Annotated in this window: 14 protein-coding genes; 8 read left to right on the plus strand and 6 right to left on the minus strand. The window is 62.2% G+C overall.

Features of this window, described 5'->3' with window-relative positions; translation table 11 throughout:
- Nucleotides 1–96: 96 nt before the first annotated feature.
- Nucleotides 97–339 (minus strand): ribbon-helix-helix domain-containing protein, encoded by a 243-nt coding sequence (locus tag ACS4RS_RS01820; RefSeq protein WP_003587881.1) that lies wholly within the window; start codon nt 337–339, stop codon nt 97–99.
- Between the two features lie 185 nt (nt 340–524).
- Nucleotides 525–1,073 carry a DUF308 domain-containing protein gene (locus ACS4RS_RS01825; protein WP_439008968.1) on the minus strand — a complete coding sequence of 183 codons (549 nt, stop codon included), beginning with the start codon at nt 1,071–1,073 and terminating at the stop codon, nt 525–527.
- 158 nt (nt 1,074–1,231) lie between these two features.
- Between ACS4RS_RS01825 and betI the strand changes: the two genes are divergently transcribed.
- From betI to betA, 3 genes are all read left to right on the plus strand, one after another.
- Nucleotides 1,232–1,852, plus strand: a complete 621-nt coding sequence (betI, locus tag ACS4RS_RS01830) for a transcriptional regulator BetI (protein WP_439011771.1) — start codon at nt 1,232–1,234, stop codon at nt 1,850–1,852.
- Nucleotides 1,849–3,312: a betaine-aldehyde dehydrogenase gene (gene betB / locus ACS4RS_RS01835; protein ID WP_439008967.1), complete on the plus strand. Its 1,464-nt coding sequence runs from the start codon at nt 1,849–1,851 to the stop codon at nt 3,310–3,312. Before betI ends, betB begins: the two co-directional genes overlap by 4 nt.
- 203 nt (nt 3,313–3,515) lie before the next feature.
- Nucleotides 3,516–5,165 (plus strand): choline dehydrogenase, encoded by a 1,650-nt coding sequence (gene betA / locus ACS4RS_RS01840; protein ID WP_439008966.1) that lies wholly within the window; start codon nt 3,516–3,518, stop codon nt 5,163–5,165.
- A gap of 12 nt (nt 5,166–5,177) precedes the next feature.
- Here betA and ACS4RS_RS01845 read toward each other — a convergent pair whose 3' ends face one another.
- The 3 genes from ACS4RS_RS01845 to ACS4RS_RS01855 all read right to left on the minus strand — a co-directional run bounded on the left by ACS4RS_RS01845 (nt 5,178) and on the right by ACS4RS_RS01855 (nt 7,176).
- Entirely contained in the window at nt 5,178–5,651 is a 474-nt protein-coding gene (locus ACS4RS_RS01845; protein ID WP_439008965.1) for a DUF6644 family protein, read from the minus strand.
- An 18-nt stretch (nt 5,652–5,669) separates the two neighbouring features.
- The gene (locus ACS4RS_RS01850) at nt 5,670–6,056 is read right to left on the minus strand and encodes a DUF6152 family protein (RefSeq protein WP_439008964.1); all 387 of its coding nucleotides are present in this window, start codon (nt 6,054–6,056) and stop codon (nt 5,670–5,672) included.
- Between the two features lie 205 nt (nt 6,057–6,261).
- Nucleotides 6,262–7,176, minus strand: a complete 915-nt coding sequence (locus ACS4RS_RS01855) for a LysR substrate-binding domain-containing protein (RefSeq protein WP_439008963.1) — start codon at nt 7,174–7,176, stop codon at nt 6,262–6,264.
- A gap of 100 nt (nt 7,177–7,276) precedes the next feature.
- Here ACS4RS_RS01855 and ACS4RS_RS01860 point away from each other — a divergent pair, with 100 nt between their 5' ends.
- Nucleotides 7,277–8,038, plus strand: a complete 762-nt coding sequence (locus ACS4RS_RS01860) for a glucose 1-dehydrogenase (protein WP_439008962.1) — start codon at nt 7,277–7,279, stop codon at nt 8,036–8,038.
- Between the two features lie 71 nt (nt 8,039–8,109).
- Here the strand turns inward: ACS4RS_RS01860 and ACS4RS_RS01865 are convergent, their stop codons facing one another.
- Nucleotides 8,110–8,556, minus strand: coding sequence for an Rrf2 family transcriptional regulator (locus ACS4RS_RS01865; protein WP_439008961.1), 447 nt, complete (start codon nt 8,554–8,556; stop codon nt 8,110–8,112).
- Between the two features lie 421 nt (nt 8,557–8,977).
- On the opposite strand from ACS4RS_RS01865, the gene ACS4RS_RS01870 reads away from it, so the two are divergent.
- From ACS4RS_RS01870 to ACS4RS_RS01885, 4 genes are all read left to right on the plus strand, one after another.
- Nucleotides 8,978–9,736: a phosphoadenylyl-sulfate reductase gene (locus tag ACS4RS_RS01870; protein WP_439008960.1), complete on the plus strand. Its 759-nt coding sequence runs from the start codon at nt 8,978–8,980 to the stop codon at nt 9,734–9,736.
- 113 nt (nt 9,737–9,849) lie between these two features.
- A complete protein-coding gene (gene cysD, locus ACS4RS_RS01875; RefSeq protein WP_012556948.1) occupies nt 9,850–10,803 on the plus strand; it encodes a sulfate adenylyltransferase subunit CysD in 954 nt (317 codons plus the stop codon).
- Between the two features lies 1 nt (nt 10,804).
- The gene (gene cysN, locus ACS4RS_RS01880) at nt 10,805–12,301 is read left to right on the plus strand and encodes a sulfate adenylyltransferase subunit CysN (RefSeq protein ID WP_097627497.1); all 1,497 of its coding nucleotides are present in this window, start codon (nt 10,805–10,807) and stop codon (nt 12,299–12,301) included.
- A gap of 319 nt (nt 12,302–12,620) precedes the next feature.
- Nucleotides 12,621–13,262, plus strand: coding sequence for a peroxiredoxin-like family protein (locus ACS4RS_RS01885; RefSeq protein WP_439008959.1), 642 nt, complete (start codon nt 12,621–12,623; stop codon nt 13,260–13,262).
- Nucleotides 13,263–13,313: the final 51 nt, after the last annotated feature.

Below are 13,313 nucleotides of genomic sequence, written 5' to 3' on the forward strand. Positions count from 1 at the left end.
AACCCTTTCGCCAATATGAAAGTTTTGTGAAAGACGCAGGCCACCGCCACGCGTTCCGCGTTCACTTTGAATTCTAGAATGCAATCAGGCGCTTAGTCAGGCGGAGCGGCGGCGTTCGGCCTCGTGATCGGCGAACATGTCGGCGACACATCTGCCGCCGGACGGAGCGCCCTCGTCATCGAGGACATCGTCGCGGAATTCGTTGAGCTTGCGGGCGGTATCCCAGAGACGGAGCGCCTCGCGGACGACCTCGCTGCTCGAGGCATAGCCGCCCGTGTCGACGGCGGCGCGGATGCCCGCTGCCTGTTGCGGAGAGATGGATACGGTGACCATCGGCATGAACTTCCTCCCTTTTTTATTCAGGCAGAACCCTGCCTTTGGGGGACGCATCACCATTTCAGCAGTCGCGGCGAGGTCGCCGGTGCCTTGGCGCAAGGACGGTCCGCATGTACGGACCCACCCTTAATCCTTAAAGTCTAATCCCCTCTCATGACCTTGTCAAAAAGGAAACGACCGGACAAAGGCTAACTGCGCAAGCCAAGGCCAAAGGCGATCATCGTCCATCCCTGGACGATGAGATCGACGGCGAGGAAAAGACCGAGGATCCATAGGCTGTTCACCGGCCAGCCCAGGGCGATCACAAAGCCGGCCAGCGCCGTTATGACGCCGCTGGCAACGATCCAGCGCCAGCCCTTCAACGGTCGCATCCGCATTCCAACCCAGAGACGAAAGATGCCGGCCACCAGCAGCGCGATGGACAGAAACAGGGTCAGGGCCGCCGAGGTGAAGATAGGATTGATGAAAGCACAGATGCCGGCAAGCACATAAAGGACGCCGCTCAGGGCCCAGAAGAGCACTTGATCCCAACGGCGTAACTGAAAAGAGTGGACGAGATAGATGACGCCGCCTGCCAGCATCAGCATGCCGACATAAAAGACCGAGGCAACGGTCGCCATCAAAAGATTGCTGAGAGCGATGAGGCCGCAGATAAGAAGAAGCACGCCGAGGCCGAGGAACCATGCCCATTTCGACCGCAGTGAGGATGCGGGCATTTCGTTGAAGACGCTGGTCATAGCACACCTCCTGATCAACTTCGAATATGTTGCCCCAGTTCTTCCGGAAAAGATGTGCGCGAAATCAATTCAGCGATTATTTTTATTGATTGATCAGTCAATCAAAAATATGCTTGTCGAGAATTCATAGGGGAGATGGCGCTTTGCCGAAAGTCGGAATGGAGCCGGTGCGCCGCAAGGCGCTGGTTGATGCCGCACTGCGGGTGATCGGCGATCACGGCTCGCTTGCCGTCACCATGTCCGACATCGCCCGCAAGGCCGGCGTCTCGCCGGCCCTTGCCCATCATTATTTCGGCAGCAAGGAACAGTTGCTGATCGAGACGATCCGCTCGCTTCTCAGGCAGCTGCGCCGCGATACGGTGGCGGCGCTGAAGGCGGCGCAGACGCCGCGTGCCCGGCTGTCCGCCGTCATCCGGGTCAACTTCCATGCCGACCAGTTCGCGCCCGAGACGATCGCCGCCTGGCTTGCCTTTTACGCGGAAGCGCAACGCTCGGAGGAGACGCGGCGCTTGCTGGTGATCTATGCCCGCCGGCTGCGCTCCAACCTGCTTGCCGATCTCAAGGCGCTGCTGCCCGCCGACGCCGCAGAACGCATCGCCGAGGGCGCTGCGGCGATGATCGACGGGCTCTACATCAGGCAAAGTCTGAAATCGGCGCCGATCGGCATCGAAGCCTCGATCGCGCTGACGGAGGATTATCTGAATGCGCTTCTCGCCAGCGCCTCCCCTTCCAGGGAAGATGGGGCAACCACATCGAACAGCCAAGGACAAATGACATGAAAGCCCAGCCGAAAGCTTCGCACTTCATCGACGGCGAATATGTCGAGGACACCGACGGCACCGTTATCGAGAGCCTCTATCCGGCTACCGGCGAGGTGATCGCCCGGCTGCATGCGGCGACGCCTGCGATCGTCGAGAAGGCGATTGCGGCGGCCAAACGCGCCCAGCCGGAATGGGCGGCGATGAGCCCGATGGCGCGCGGGCGCATTCTCAAACGCGCTGCCGACATCATGCGGGAGAGAAACCGGGCGCTGTCGGAACTGGAAACGCTCGATACCGGCAAGCCGATCCAGGAGACGATCGTCGCCGACCCGACCTCGGGCGCCGATGCCTTCGAATTCTTCGGCGGCGTTGCACCCGCCGGCCTCAACGGTTCACATATCCCGCTCGGCCAGGATTTTGCCTATACCAAACGTGTGCCGCTCGGCGTCTGCGTCGGCATCGGCGCCTGGAACTATCCGCAGCAGATCGCCTGCTGGAAGGCCGCGCCGGCGCTTATCTGCGGCAATGCCATGGTGTTCAAGCCCTCGGAAAACACGCCGCTCGGCGCCCTGAAGATCGCCGAGATCCTGCACGAGGCGGGGCTGCCGAAGGGGCTCTTCAACGTCATCCAGGGCGACCGCGATACCGGGCCGTTGCTCGTCAATCATCCCGATGTCGCCAAGGTGTCGCTGACCGGATCGGTGCCGACCGGGCGCAGGGTGGCCGCGGCCGCGGCCGGCAATCTCAAGCACGTGACGATGGAACTCGGCGGCAAGTCGCCGCTCATCGTCTTCGACGATGCCGATCTCGATTCGGCGGTCGGTGGCGCAATGCTCGGCAATTTCTATTCCACAGGCCAGGTCTGCTCGAACGGCACCCGCGTCTTCGTGCAGAAAGGCATCAAGGCCGAATTCCTGAAGCGGCTGAAGGCGCGCACCGAGGCGATGCTGATCGGCGACCCGCTTGAAGAGGCGACGCAGATCGGCCCGATGGTCTCCTGGGCGCAGCGCGAGAAGGTGGTCGCCTATATCGAGAAGGGCAAGGCCGAAGGGGCAACGCTTGTCGCCGGCGGCGGCATTCCGAACAATGTCTCCGGCGAAGGTTATTACATCCAGCCGACCGTCTTTGCCGACGTGACCGACGACATGACCGTCGCCCGGGAAGAGATCTTTGGACCGGTGATGTCGGTGCTCGATTTCGACGACGAGGACGAGGTCATCACACGCGCCAATGCCAGCGAGTTCGGCCTATCCGGCGGTGTCTTCACCGCCGACCTCACCCGCGCCCACCGCGTCGTCGACCGGCTGGAGGCGGGCACGCTATGGATCAACACCTATAATCTCTGCCCGGTGGAGATCCCCTTCGGCGGCTCGAAACAATCCGGCTTCGGCCGGGAGAATTCGCTGGCCGCGCTCGAGCATTACTCCGAACTGAAAACGGTTTACGTCGGCATGGGGCCGGTGCAGGCGCCGTATTAAAGGCCGCAAGATCCTGCCCCTGACCCCAACCCTCTCCCCGTAAACGGGGAGAGGGGACGTGACAAACGGGGCGGTCAAGAATGCCGAAACGGTGCGGCATATCCCTTCTCCCCGCGAGGGGGGAGAAGGTGGCGCCAGCCGGATGAGGGGCAGGCCCGGCGAACAAGCAGCCGGACGAAGGGCAAATCGAGAAAGATAAGACCATGCAAGCAGATTTCGTCATCATCGGCTCCGGTTCCGCCGGTTCGGCGCTTGCCTATCGCCTCTCCGAAGACGGCAAGAACAGCGTCCTCGTCATCGAGGCGGGCGGCAGCGATTTCGGGCCGTTCATCCAGATGCCGGCGGCCCTTGCCTGGCCGATGAGCATGAAGCGTTATAACTGGGGTTATCTCTCCGAGCCGGAGCCCAACCTCAACAACCGCCGCATCACCGCGCCGCGCGGCAAGGTGATTGGCGGCTCCTCCTCGATCAACGGCATGGTCTATGTGCGCGGCCATGCCGAGGATTTCAACCGCTGGGAGGAGCTTGGCGCCAGCGGCTGGGCCTATGCCGATGTCCTCCCCTATTTCAAGCGGATGGAGCATTCGCATGGCGGCGAGGAGGGATGGCGCGGCACAAACGGGCCGCTGCATGTCCAGCGCGGCGGTTTCACCAATCCGCTGTTCCGCGCCTTTGTCGAGGCCGGCAAACAGGCGGGCTTCGAGACCACCGAGGATTATAACGGCAGGAAGCAGGAAGGCTTCGGGCTGATGGAGCAGACCATCTTTTCCGGCCGCCGCTGGTCTGCCGCCAACGCCTATCTGAAACCGGCGCTGAAGCGGAAAAATGTCGAGATCGTTTACGGCTTTGCGCAAAGGATTGTGATCGAAGACGGTCGGGCGACCGGCGTCGAGATCGAGCGCAATGGCAGGATCGAGGTGGTCAAGGCCAACCGCGAGGTGATCGTCTCGGCCTCCTCGTTCAATTCGCCGAAGCTGTTGATGCTGTCGGGGATCGGCCCGGCTGAGCATCTCAAGGAGATGGGCATCGAGGTGAAGGCCGACCGGCCCGGCGTCGGCGCCAACCTGCAGGACCATATGGAATTCTACTTTCAGCAGGTCAGCACCAAGCCAGTGTCGCTCTATTCCTGGCTGCCGTGGTTCTGGCAGGGGGTCGCGGGCGCGCAATGGCTGCTGTCGAAGGGCGGGCTCGGCGCCTCCAACCAGTTCGAGGCCTGCGCCTTCCTGCGCTCCGCACCCGGACTGAAGCAGCCCGACATCCAGTACCATTTCCTGCCGGTGGCGATCAGCTATGATGGCAAGGCGGCGGCCAAAAGCCACGGTTTCCAGGTGCATGTCGGCTACAACCTGTCGAAATCGCGCGGCAGCGTGACGCTGCGCTCGCCCGACCCGAAGGCCGACCCGGTGCTGCGCTTCAATTATATGAGCCATGCCGAGGACTGGGAGAAATTCCGCCACTGCGTGCGGCTGACCCGCGAGCTCTTCGGGCAAGCGGCCTTCGACGACTATCGCGGGGCAGAGATCCAGCCCGGAGAGGGTGTGCAGAGCGACGAAGAGATCGACGCCTTCCTGCGCGAGCATCTGGAAAGCGCCTATCACCCCTGCGGCACCTGCAAGATGGGCGCCAAGGACGATCCGATGGCGGTGGTCGATCCCCAGACCCGGGTGATCGGCGTCGACGGTTTGCGCGTCGCCGACAGTTCGGTCTTCCCGCACGTCACCTACGGCAACCTCAACGGCCCCTCGATCATGACCGGCGAGAAGGCCGCCGACCACATCCTCGGCAAACAGCCGCTGGCGCGCTCGAACCAGGAGCCCTGGGTCAATCCGCGGGCGGCGGTCAGCGATCGGTAGACACCCTCGGCGTCAGAGAAATCCGATCCACCGCCCGGCGACCACGGCGGCGATCCAGATTGCGGCCGACAGGGCGGCGGCGAGGCGCAGGCTGGGCGGGACGATTCCTGTTGAAACCAGCGTCTTCCAGCCTCGCCCGAGATGAACCGCCAGCAGGTTGAGCAGGCCGAGCCCGATCAGGCAGAGCTTGGCGAGGAAGGCGGGATTGGCGGCATATTCGGCCGCCCGCACGCTGAAGAGGCAGAAGCCGGTGAGAATGGCCGCGGCAAGGCCGATGCCCGCCGCACGGGAGAGAAACGGCGCAATGATCTCCGCCGGCACCTTGCGGAAGAAGCCGGCGAGCCTCAGATCAAGCGGCAGGATGGCGCCGACGAGCAGGCCGATCGCCAGGATATGGCCTGTATTGACGGACATGTAGAGTGTTGCGGAGCGCCGGAACGCGACCGCGGGTGCGGTGGCCGACAGCCATTCGAGAATGTCGATCACGGCTCGGTTCGCCCCAGGTCAGTTCGTCCGGATGCGTTCGGGATAGATATCGTAGCGCTTCTCGCCGATGGTGATGCGCACCGCCTTCATCCGCTTCTCCTGCGGATCCTGCGAACGGTTGCCGAGGGCGGTCACCTGGTCGCCTGGTTTGGCAACGCCTTCGACGAAGCCGGAACGTTCCGTCTGGCGCGGATTGCCGAGTTCGACGCGCCACAGGCCGTCATCGGCGGTTGCGACATCGAGGGTCGGATGCGGCCCGCCCATCGAGATCTTCTCGATGGTGCCGCGCAGCTCGATCTGGTCCGCTTCGGCCCAGGACCATCCGTGATGAGCGGCAGCGCCTGTGGCAAGGGCGGCCGACAGACCGACGGCAGCCAGCACACGCTTTGTCGAAAGTGCAAACATGGTTGTTCTCCCTACCCGAATGGACTGGCAGGTGGAGCACCGCATGGGCGAAGAAAGGCATTTCACCAAATGTTGAAGAAAGCGATCGCCCCTCCCCGCCTGACTTCGGCCATCGCTCTATCGTCACTGCGAACAATATCCGGCCGATGCGTACCGGACGCTGGCGAAGCCTGATCGGGTTTTCAGCGGTATCCGCCGATTGCGGTCATTCGTCAGGACGATCCGCCAGGCCCACAGATTCCGCTCCGAACTCCGCAACGACGAATGAGATGATGCTTCGCACGCGTGGCGTCATGCGCCGATCCCGGTGGTAGACGAGTGACATAGGCCGCTCACGCAAATGCCAATCTGGAAAGAGCTGGACGAGATGGCCGACCTCTATATCCGAAGCCAGCAAAATGGCCGGCTGCATAACCACGCCCAAACCGGCACGAGCGGCCATGCGCACGGCCTGACCGCTATTGACGGTGATCGACAGCCTGGGCGCGACCTCGACCTCATCCATGCCTTTCGAGAGCCTCCACGGCGAGCGTGCCGCCGGGGTAAAACCGATGGCTTCATGGCCGGAAAGCGCGCTTGGATGGACAGGACTTCCATGTCGAGCAAGGTAATCCGGCGACGCGCAAATCATCATTCGATAGGCAGCGAGCTGACGGGCGATGAGGCGGCTGTCGGGCAGGTCCCCGATGCGGATCGCGATGTCGAAAGCTTCCTCGACGATATCGACGTTGCGATCGGTCAAGGTAATATCCAGCGTCACCTCGGGAGCGATCTCTCGGTAGCGTTGCAAAGCCGGCATCAACACCTCCGCCCCAAACGTCGTCGGCGCCGTGACCTTCAAGAGGCCGCGCGGTTTCGTCTGCGATGCCTCGGCGTCCTGATCCGCAATGGCCACGCGCTCCAGAATATCCCGGCACTGCTCGACATAACTCTTGCCGAAATCCGTTAAGCTCTGCCGACGCGTGGTTCTGTTGAGGAGGCGCGTACCCAGCCGTTCCTCCAGTGCGGCGACGTGTTGCCCGACCATTGCCGGCGATATGCCGAGCTTGCCCGATGCCGCGCTCATCGAGCCTTCCTGGACGGTTGTGACAAATACCTGCATGGAACGAAAGAGACCCATTCGATACTTCTTCTTTTAAATGATCGCGTATTTTCTCCAATTATCATGAGGAAATGCTCGAATTACAACCGCCTCGACGCAATCATTCAAGGAGCGAGACATGACGCAAACCCGGTTCATCGGCAAAACGGTTCTCATTACAGGTGCTGGAACGGGGATGGGCCGGGCTGCCGCCCTTCGCCTGCTGGCGGAAGGAGCCCAACTCGTCCTCGTCGGACGCCGCCCCGAGCCGATCAATCGACTGCTTGGAGAGATTGAGGCATCAGGCGGCGCGGCCATCGCAATTGCCGGCGATATCGCCGACAATGACGCAGTCGCGGCGATTGTCGAGAAGACGATCGCACGCTTCGGACAGCTGGATGCGGTCTTTGCCAATGCCGGAGTTCTCGGCGAATTCAAACCGTTGGCAGTGACGGACGCAGACGATTTCGACGCGCTGATCGCCACCAATCTCAAGGGCACCTTCTTCACGATCAAACACTGCCTGCCCTTCCTGGAAGGCGGCAGCATTCTCATCAACGCCTCGTGGACAGCAGCCGGCGTGATGCCGGGTGCTGGAGCCTATGCCAGCACGAAGGGGGCGTTGCTCGCGATGATGCGGACCCTGGCGGCGGAGCAAGGACCTCGCAACGTCAGGATCAATGCCATCAATCCAGGGATTATTCTCACACCGATGGCGGATGATGTTATCGATCCGGCTTTTGCCGCAAGGCTTGCCGCCCACACACCGCTTCGGCGAAATGGAACGTCAGAGGATATCGCAGGTACTGTCGCCTGGTTGCTTTCCCATGATGCCGACTTCGTGACCGGGCAAGAAATCACCGTCGATGGCGGTTATACGATAGGAGGTCTCCGCCCGTAGGGTGGAGATACCTGTCTCGCTGCCCGCGCAAAAGACGCGCGACAGCACCGGGGAAAGCCGGCCGAAGCCGCTCAGGCCAGCAGCCGGGTGACTTCGGCGGTGCGGGCGGGCTGGGCGGCGTCGGCGATCGTCGTCGAGAACAGCACTTTGCGGGTGGCGTCGGCCACCTTGGCGAAGACGTGGCGGATCTGGCAGTTCTGTTCGCCTTCGCAATCGTCGCACCGGCGATAGGCGGTAATAGACAGGCAGGGCAACGGGGCGATCGGGCCGTCGACGATGCGAAGGATCTCGCCGAAAGTGATGGTATCGGCCGACTTCAAGAGGAGATAACCGCCCTGCTTGCCGCGCCGACTGACGACGATGCCGTGATGTTTCAAGTCGAGCAGGATCTGTTCGAGGAACTTTTTCGGAATCTTCTGCTGCGCCGCGATGTCGGAAATCATCACCGGTTCGCCGGCATCGGCATCCGCCAGAGCCGTCAGCGCCCGTAGCGCGTATTTCGCCTTTTGCGTTATCATCTCAGACCATCGACACACACAGGCGGCGCAAATTCCCGCACTGCTTCAGGAATACTTTTTCCTCTATGGCACAACCAGCATGAACGGAATTTGAACGCGCCGGAGAAAGCCTTGAGGACTAAGCATTTTCGGCCTTGTTTTTGCCTCTCGGCCAAGCTGTCACAATCTACGCTTAAACCGCCCTTTCTGCACCTTTTTCGGCTTCACTTCAGATTACGGATTGACAGGCCGCGTGTAAGTCTACTCTTTTTATAGAGATAACGGCTGTTGGCCGGGATCCTTGCTCTCAGACGGCTGTTTTTTTGCATTGCGGCAGCTTCGGAGAGATATTTGCTCCTGCGGCCGCAGCTTTCGAAATCCCTTTTTCTGTCCGATCCGGGATTGAACTGCGATACTCCGGTCAACAAAGGACAGGATTCCCATGACTGTTATCAATACGATTGCGGAAGAAGGGCCGATTGCGGCAGCCGAGGCGCTGAACGACAGGCTGGCAGGTCTCGACCTGGCCGGACGTCTGTCGCTGGTTTCCGGCCTCGGCGGCCGCGTGGTGTTCACCACCTCGCTCGGCATCGAGGACCAGGTGATCACCGCCGAGATCGGCGCGCACCGCCTGCCGATCGATATTGCGACGCTGCAGACCGGCCGACTGTTTGCCGAGACGCTGTCGCTGATTGCCGAGACGGAAAGCCAGTACGACCTGGAGATCCGACGCTACGAGCCCGAGAAGGCCGATATCGACGCCTATGCGGCGCAGTACGGCCTCAACGGTTTCTACGAGAGCGTCGAAGCCAGGCATGCCTGTTGCGGCGTGCGCAAGCTGAAGCCGCTTGCGCGTGCACTCGAGGGTGCGACGATCTGGATCACCGGCCTGCGCCGGGGGCAATCTGCCAACCGGGCCGAAACGCCCTTTGCCGAATATGACGCCGAACGGCACCTCCTCAAGGTCAATCCGCTCGCCGATTGGGACCTGGAGGCAATCAAGGCCTTCGTGTCCGACAACGGCGTGCCGGTCAATCCGCTGCATGCCCGCGGCTATCCCTCGATCGGCTGCGAGCCCTGCACCCGGGCAATCAAGCCCGGCGAGCCGGAACGCGCCGGCCGCTGGTGGTGGGAGCAGGACGAGACGCGCGAATGCGGCCTGCATGTCGCCGAAGAGGCCGCTGTCATCGCCGCACAATAATCAACTTCACGGCTTACCGAACCCGGGCGCGGCCACCGCCGCAGCCATGGGAAAGCCAGCATCAGGAACTGCTTTGCGGCAAACCGCAAAGGATCGACAGTCTGGAGTAAAACATGCCCGATAGCCGTCCGGATACGGAACTCAGCAATCCCCAGAGCGCCAAGGCGCCACTCGACCCGCATCTGAAGGCGCTGGAAAACGAATCCATCCACATCTTCCGCGAGGTTGCCGCCGAATTCGAGCGTCCCGTCATGCTCTATTCGATCGGCAAGGACTCCTCGGTGCTGCTGCACCTGGCGCGCAAGGCCTTCTATCCCGGCCGTGTGCCCTTCCCGCTCCTACATGTGAACACCGGCTGGAAATTCCGGGAGATGATCGCTTTCCGCGACGAGACCGCGAAGAAATACGATCTCGACCTGATCGAGCACATCAATCCGCGCGGTGCGGCCGAAAACATCACGCCCTTTACCCATGGATCGGCGGCCTTCACCGACATAATGAAGACGGAGGGCCTCCGCCAGGCGCTCGATGCCGGCCAGTTCGACGCCGCTTTCGGCGGTGCGCGGCGCGACGAGGAAGCCAGCCGCGCCAAAGAGCGCATCTATTCCTTCCGCACGCCCGACCATCGCTGGGACCCGCGCAACCAGCGGCCGGAACTCTGGAACGTCTATAACGGCATGATCCGCAAGGGCGAGAGCGTGCGCGCCTTCCCGCTGTCGAACTGGACGGAGGTCGATATCTGGCGCTACATCCAGGCCGAGGACATTCCGCTGGTGCCGCTCTACTACGCCAAGAAGCGGCCCTTCGTGGAGCGCGACGGCATGATGATCCTGGCCGAGGATCCGCGCCTCGAACTGCTGCCCGGCGAAGTGCGCCAGGAAGGCATGATCCGCTTCCGCACGCTCGGCGACTTTCCGCTCACCGGCGCCATCCGTTCACAGGCCACCACTCTCGAAGAGGTGATTGCCGAACTCGAAATCGCAACGGTGTCCGAACGCCAGGGCCGCGCCATTGACCGCGACCAGTCCGGCTCCATGGAAAAGAAGAAGCGTGAAGGATATTTCTGAGATGACCGCAGCCCAAACCGCCGTCTCGGCCGCCACCGTCGTCAGCCTGCCCGCCGCCGAGCCGCAGAAGGCCCAGCGCGACACGCGCCCGCTGCGCCTGATTACCTGCGGCAGCGTCGACGACGGCAAGTCGACCCTGATCGGCCGCCTGCTCTGGGACACCAAGGCGGTCAAGGAAGATCAGGCCGCCACGCTGCAGCGCGATTCCACCGGCAAGCAGAACGATCTCGGCCTGCCCGACTTCGCGCTGTTGCTCGACGGCCTGCAGGCCGAGCGCGAACAGGGCATCACCATCGATGTCGCCTATCGCTATTTCTCGACCGACAAGCGCTCCTTCATCGTCGCCGACACGCCCGGCCACGAGCAATATACCCGCAACATGGCGACGGGTGCTTCGACCGCCGATCTCGCCATTCTGCTCGTCGATGCGCGCTTCGGCATTCTCGAACAGACGCGCCGTCACGCGACGATCGCTTCGCTGCTCGGCATCAAGCAGTTCGTGCTTGCCGTCAACAAGATCGACCTGACGGGCTATGATCGCGCCGGCTTCGACAAGATCAGCCATGAATTCCGGGAATTTGCCCTGTCGCTCGGCGTCAAGCAGATCACCGCCATTCCGATGTCGGCGCTGAAGGGCGAAAACGTCGTCTATTCCGGCCAGGCGGCCATGCCCTGGTACAGCGGCCCGACGCTGGTGGAGACGCTGGAGCTTGCGACCGTGCGCTCGTCGCAGACGGTCGGTTTCCGCCTGTCGGTGCAGCGTGTGTCGCGCCCGGGCGAAAGCTTCCGCGGCTATCAGGGCACGGTTGCCGGCGGCTCGGTCAAACCAGGCGACAGCGTCATGATCCTGCCGTCGGGCATGGTCGCCAATGTCTCCAAGATCGTCACCTTCGATCTCGTGCGCAATGCGGCCGTCGCCGGCGATGCGATCACGCTGGTGCTCGACCGGCAGGTCGATGTGGCGCGTGGCGACATGATCGTCTCGATCGACGCCCAGCCGCAGGTCGGCCTTGCCTTCGACGCGCAGATCGTCGCACTGCAGCCCGAGGGCATCGAGCCCGGAAAACGTTACTGGCTGAAGAGCGGTTCGCGCCGCCAGCGCGTTCAGGTGCAGCCGCTCAGCCAGCTCGAGCTGAAGACCGGCACCTGGACTGCCGCCCAGCGGCTCTACATGAACGCCATCGGCAAAGTCCGGCTTGTCTTCGACGAGGCGGCGATCTTCGACCCCTATGAGCAGAACCGGCTGTCCGGCTCCTTCATCCTGATCGACCCGGAGACCAACAACACGGTCGCCGGCGGCATGGTGACAGGCAAGCGCACGGAACTCGGCGGCCTGCACAATGGCGAAGGGCGCGTCATCCTCTCGCTGCCGGCCGACCTTGCCGAGCAGATCATGGCCAGCGAACTCTTCGCCAGCCGCAGCCATGAAGCCGAAGTGCGGCGCATGACGGCGGCCGAGGCGGCCGACCTCTGGTCGAGCGCTGCAAGCGATATCTGATATAGACAAGGGGCCAGCAAGACTGGCCCCTTATGAGAGGCCGAACCCGCAGGCTGCGGGCTGGCGGATTCCCTGTCGAGCGGCCAATTTTCTGTGTCGGTCTCTACGGCCGCTAAAAAATCAGAGTTTTGCAGAAAACGGACTTTTTCAATTCACGATTCGCTGGTTGCCGCTTGCTCACGGGCTCATGTGGGCTCATTCTTAGATCGGATCCTGGCGGTGCGGTAAGACGAGAGGTCGTCTGCAACGCTCAATCTCGACCTCGCAGCACTTGACGTGGCGCCTTTGCTCGACTGATCCCCGAGCGAGGAGGTTGTCCATGTCCACACCCTATGTCGACCATCCGCTACAACCGGGCGACCGGGTCCCGAATGTTGAGTTCGATGCGATCTCGCGCGAGGGGAAGATCGCACTTGACGATTTTCGCGGCCGCAGCCCATTGCTGATCGGTTTGTTTCGAGGCCTGCATTGCCCGTTCTGCCGGCGCCATGTCGCGGCCATGGCATATCTCAACCCGATGCTGCGTGAGAAAGGCGTCCAATCCCTGGCTGTTGTAAACACCCCGGTCGAACGCGCGCGGCTCTATTTCCGTTACCATCCGATACCCGATCTACTTGCTGCGTCCGACCCGGCACGGGCTTCGCACCAAGCCTTCGGCTTACGCGAGATCGGGATCGACGCGGTCATGGCGATACGGATCGATCTTCCGGGCGAGTTGCCCGAGCCGATGAGCGTGATGGCAATGGACGATTTTCTTAACGAGAAGGAAGGATATCAAATTACGGAAGCCGATGAGCAAATGATGACCGCCGACCACGGGCAGCTTGTCGGTCAGTTCCTGATAGACCGGGAGGGCATCGTGCGCTGGAGCTTCACTGAAGTTCTCGAGGCCGGGCTCCAGACATTTAAGGCACCGAATTCCCAGGAATTGATGTCGGTCGCTTCGCAAGTCGCGCTTTAACAGCGAAAAACGCGCTCGACACGCACTGCTCGGTTGCGCAGTGCGTTCCTG

The sequence above is a fragment of the Rhizobium sp. F40D2 genome (assembly GCF_051810745.2).
In the GTDB taxonomy this organism is placed as follows: domain Bacteria; phylum Pseudomonadota; class Alphaproteobacteria; order Rhizobiales; family Rhizobiaceae; genus Rhizobium.

Bases quoted from the DNA above. Each gene is read 5' to 3' on its own strand.
- ACS4RS_RS01820 (WP_003587881.1), bottom strand. From the start codon at position 339: ATGCCGATGGTCACCGTATCCATCTCTCCGCAACAGGCAGCGGGCATC.
- ACS4RS_RS01825 (WP_439008968.1), bottom strand. From the start codon at position 1,073: ATGACCAGCGTCTTCAACGAAATGCCCGCATCCTCACTGCGGTCGAAA.
- betI (WP_439011771.1), top strand. From the start codon at position 1,232: ATGGAGCCGGTGCGCCGCAAGGCGCTGGTTGATGCCGCACTGCGGGTG.
- betB (WP_439008967.1), top strand. From the start codon at position 1,849: ATGAAAGCCCAGCCGAAAGCTTCGCACTTCATCGACGGCGAATATGTC.
- betA (WP_439008966.1), top strand. From the start codon at position 3,516: ATGCAAGCAGATTTCGTCATCATCGGCTCCGGTTCCGCCGGTTCGGCG.
- ACS4RS_RS01850 (WP_439008964.1), bottom strand. From the start codon at position 6,056: ATGTTTGCACTTTCGACAAAGCGTGTGCTGGCTGCCGTCGGTCTGTCG.
- ACS4RS_RS01855 (WP_439008963.1), bottom strand. From the start codon at position 7,176: ATGGGTCTCTTTCGTTCCATGCAGGTATTTGTCACAACCGTCCAGGAA.
- ACS4RS_RS01860 (WP_439008962.1), top strand. From the start codon at position 7,277: ATGACGCAAACCCGGTTCATCGGCAAAACGGTTCTCATTACAGGTGCT.
- ACS4RS_RS01865 (WP_439008961.1), bottom strand. From the start codon at position 8,556: ATGATAACGCAAAAGGCGAAATACGCGCTACGGGCGCTGACGGCTCTG.
- ACS4RS_RS01870 (WP_439008960.1), top strand. From the start codon at position 8,978: ATGACTGTTATCAATACGATTGCGGAAGAAGGGCCGATTGCGGCAGCC.
- cysD (WP_012556948.1), top strand. From the start codon at position 9,850: ATGCCCGATAGCCGTCCGGATACGGAACTCAGCAATCCCCAGAGCGCC.
- cysN (WP_097627497.1), top strand. From the start codon at position 10,805: ATGACCGCAGCCCAAACCGCCGTCTCGGCCGCCACCGTCGTCAGCCTG.
- ACS4RS_RS01885 (WP_439008959.1), top strand. From the start codon at position 12,621: ATGTCCACACCCTATGTCGACCATCCGCTACAACCGGGCGACCGGGTC.